The sequence below is a fragment of the Atribacteraceae bacterium genome, from assembly GCA_035477455.1.
Classification (GTDB): Bacteria; Atribacterota; Atribacteria; order Atribacterales; family Atribacteraceae; genus DATIKP01.
On record DATIKP010000129.1, the window covers coordinates 1 to 3,309 of the forward strand.

Consider the following 3,309-nt stretch of genomic DNA (forward strand, 5'->3'; position numbering starts at 1 on the left):
GAGTTTATCAATATGCCGATCAGGACCTACTCCAGCGGCATGCAGATGAGGCTGGCCTTCTCTATTGCCATCCATACCTCTCCGGAAGTGCTACTAATAGACGAGATCTTGGCTGTGGGCGACGAGTCGTTCCAGAAAAAATCCGGCAAAGCATTGTTGGAGCTCATCAAGGGCGGAGTCACCACCGTCTACGTCTCGCACAGCATGGAGGCGGTAAAAAAAACCTGCGACCGGGCGATCTGGCTGGAGCAGGGCGAGATACGGGCGCAAGGGGAAGCGGGACGGGTGGTGGAGGAGTACTTGAAAGCCCAAGGGTAGGCTGGAGGTGGCAGCGATGAATGAATTCACAAAACACGCAGTTGATAGGGAAGACAGGGTCTTGATAGAACTAAAAGCTGTTCTAAAGGGATTTTTAGGTGAGCGGGTAGCGTTAATTCTCTACGGGTCAAGGGCAAGGGGGGATTATGCTATTGAATCCGACATTGATATAGCGATCATTGTCCGGGGTCTGACAAGGGAACTTAAGAATCAGATTCTTAATATGGTTGCCGATATCGAGATAACCTATCTTACACCCCTTTCGACGCTGGTGCTTTCAAAGGAGGAATTTGAATTCCTCAAAAAGAGGGAGAGAAGAATAGCCCTTGATATTGAGAGAGAAGGCATACCGCTATGATAGAGGAAAATAAAAGGGAGAATATTCGTGAAGAGATGGAAAGAGCAGTTAAGCTTCTGACCAAAGGGGTTGAACCCAAAAGCCACGAAGGGGCACTCAGGCTTTTTGGTCTTCGTTTCGTAAAAGAAGGCGCCTTCAAACCAGCCGATTCCCATGTCTTCTCTCGACTTATGAAGTACAGGGAAGAGGCTGACTACAATCCTTCGTATATGTTTACTAAAGAGGATTTTGTCGAGTTTAAAAAGGAGGCAGAGGAGTTGTCCAATAAGATTAAGAGTTACCTGAAAGAGACCGGCTATCTTTGAGATATTGGCAGTTGGAGATATGAATTTTCAGAAGAAGTGTCTTGGCAGGATGATGAAATTCAAAATGGGCAGTAAGAAAAACCTGCGACCGGGTGATCTGGCTGGAGCAGGGCGAGATACGGGCGCAAGGGGAAGCGGGACGGGTGGTGGAGGAGTACTTGAAAGTGAAAAGGCTGGGTTTAAATGTGTGAGGATCGAGGGAGATCATTTCGTTTATACAAAACCGGGGATTGCACGACCAGTTGTCATACCGGACTGGAACGAGATCCCTGTATTTATAATCAAGAACAACTTGAGAACGGCGGGTGTAACAAGGGAGGAGTATTTCTCCCTGTTGAATAAAGCGTAAAGGATGAAGAGATTCTGTTATTAACTATCGGGATCCGTGAATAAGAGCTGTTGTACGCCGTCAAGGAATACCTTTTGATGTAGCTATAATATGAAGATCCGTTTTACAGTCGCCCCGGCCACGACCGGCGCTACGCCAGCGACGCCGGCAAGATCCAGCGTGAATTAGGCTGGGCGCCACAAGAAACGTTTGCCACAGGCCTGTACACAACCATCCGTTGGTACCTGGAAAATCGGAATTGGTGGCAGCGGGTGCTTGACGGAAGCTACCGCGGTGAGCGGTTAAGAGTGATAGGCAATGCATAAAGGCATAATCCTGGCCGGAGGCTCCGGCACCCGGCTTTACCCCCTTACCCGCGTAGTCAGTAAGCAACTGATGCCCATTTACGACAAGCCGATGATCTATTACCCGCTGAGCATCCTGATGCTGGCCGGCCTTACCGAGGTCCTGGTCATCGCCACTCCACAGGATCAAAGGCTGTTTCAGGACCTCCCGCTGACATGGCTAAAGATCTGAAACCATCCGCCCGGGGCGAACTGGAAATCACCGACATCAATAAACTCTACCTTCAACAGGGACAACTCCGGGTTGAAAAACTCGGTCGCGGTATCGCCTGGCTGGATACCGGCACCCACGAAGCGCTGTTGCAGGCCGCCAATTTTATCGAAACCATTGAACAGCGCCAAGGACTTAAAATAGCCTGCCCGGAAGAGATCGCCTACCACCTGGGGTTAATCGATGCCGAGCAGGTGCTTAAACTTGCCGAGCCGTTAAAAAAGAACGGCTACGGCCAATACCTGCTGAATCTTGTCCGGAAGGACGGACCGGTATGAAAACAATTGACTTAGACATAGGCATTTTTGGGCAAAAAGCTTTTGGGGTATAATAGATTAATGACCCAGCAAGGGGGCGGTAATCGATGCATGAAATACTACCCAATATTGTAATAGATCCGATGATAAAGGGCGGCAAGCCGGTTATCAAAGGTACACGAGTACCGGTTGACCTTATTTTGGGCAAACTCGCCGGCGGTATTTCTTATGAAGAACTAATGTCTGAATATGAGCTGAAGAAAGAAGAGATTTTGGCGGCATTGCGTTATGCAGCCAATCTGTTATCGGAAGAAGAAGTAAGGACGGTACCATAGATTGCGATTTATAATTGATGAGGATATGCCGCGGTCTATGGCAAGTTTTCTTCGTGAAGCCGGATATGAAGCCATCGATGTCCGTGATACAGGCTTGCGCGGTGCTAAGGATAAAGAAATTTTGGAATATGCAATTCAACAAGGAGCAACTGTAATAACCGCTGATGTAGGATTTTCAGATCTCTTTTTTTTGTCTTCAATACAGCATTGCGGCCTCGTATTATTAAGAGTGCCCAATTCTTTTTCCATAGACCAAACGATTGGCTTATTGTTGCGATCTCTCAAGGTGTTAACGGATAAAGACATTATCGGCAACATTATCGTACTGGAGCAGCAGAGAATGAGAATAAGAAGGCACAAGGAACGGTATTAGAGGCAGGCCGGCACTTGAAAGCTTAAACTTGCCGAGCCGTTAAAAAAGAACGGCTACGGCCAATACCTGCTGAATCTTGTTATAAGGATCGGCTCAGCGACCTTCGGCCAGTGGGTGGGAGTAACCCTTTCCGCCGCCAATAAGCGCCAAGTATACATTCCGGAAGGGTTTGCCCACGGCTTTTGCCTCACCAGTGAAACCGCCCTGTTTGCCTATAAGTGCACTGATTTTTACCATCCGCAGGCTGTTTTTTGCAAGAGGGAAATCCCCAAAGTTGCAAAAATATTTCCCCAGTGGGGGGTGGGGAATTTCTTCACTCTCCACTGCGCATGAGGGAGTCTCTCACCCGGTTGCTCGGGCCGGCGAATAGCAACAGGTAACTGTGATGCACAAGGCGGTCTATCATCGCCGCCGTCATCTGCTCGTCGTAGAAGATTCCTACCCATCTGCTGAATTCAA

General features: G+C 48.6%; 8 protein-coding genes. All 8 read left to right on the forward strand.

Annotated elements, in window-relative coordinates; translation table 11 throughout:
• The coding region (locus tag VLH40_07895) for a sugar ABC transporter ATP-binding protein (protein ID HSV31924.1) at positions 1 to 318 on the forward strand (318 nt) is incomplete at its 5' end.
• A 16-nt stretch (positions 319 to 334) separates the two neighbouring features.
• Entirely contained in the window at positions 335 to 676 is a 342-nt protein-coding gene (locus tag VLH40_07900) for a nucleotidyltransferase domain-containing protein (protein HSV31925.1), read from the forward strand.
• On the forward strand, positions 673 to 981 hold the full coding sequence (locus VLH40_07905) for a HEPN domain-containing protein (GenBank protein ID HSV31926.1): 309 nt from the start codon (positions 673 to 675) through the stop codon (positions 979 to 981). The genes VLH40_07900 and VLH40_07905 overlap by 4 nt, the downstream gene beginning before the upstream one ends.
• Positions 982 to 1,000: 19 nt before the next feature.
• On the forward strand, positions 1,001 to 1,330 hold the full coding sequence (locus VLH40_07910) for a type II toxin-antitoxin system HicA family toxin (GenBank protein ID HSV31927.1): 330 nt from the start codon (positions 1,001 to 1,003) through the stop codon (positions 1,328 to 1,330).
• 297 nt (positions 1,331 to 1,627) lie between these two features.
• Entirely contained in the window at positions 1,628 to 1,846 is a 219-nt protein-coding gene (locus VLH40_07915; protein ID HSV31928.1) for a sugar phosphate nucleotidyltransferase, read from the forward strand.
• Positions 1,831 to 2,163 (forward strand): sugar phosphate nucleotidyltransferase, encoded by a 333-nt coding sequence (locus VLH40_07920; GenBank protein ID HSV31929.1) that lies wholly within the window; start codon positions 1,831 to 1,833, stop codon positions 2,161 to 2,163. The genes VLH40_07915 and VLH40_07920 overlap by 16 nt, the downstream gene beginning before the upstream one ends.
• A gap of 86 nt (positions 2,164 to 2,249) precedes the next feature.
• The gene (locus tag VLH40_07925) at positions 2,250 to 2,477 is read left to right on the forward strand and encodes a DUF433 domain-containing protein (GenBank protein HSV31930.1); all 228 of its coding nucleotides are present in this window, start codon (positions 2,250 to 2,252) and stop codon (positions 2,475 to 2,477) included.
• Between the two features lies 1 nt (position 2,478).
• Complete coding sequence (locus tag VLH40_07930; GenBank protein ID HSV31931.1) at positions 2,479 to 2,850, forward strand: DUF5615 family PIN-like protein; 372 nt, start codon at positions 2,479 to 2,481, stop codon at positions 2,848 to 2,850.
• Positions 2,851 to 3,309: the final 459 nt, after the last annotated feature.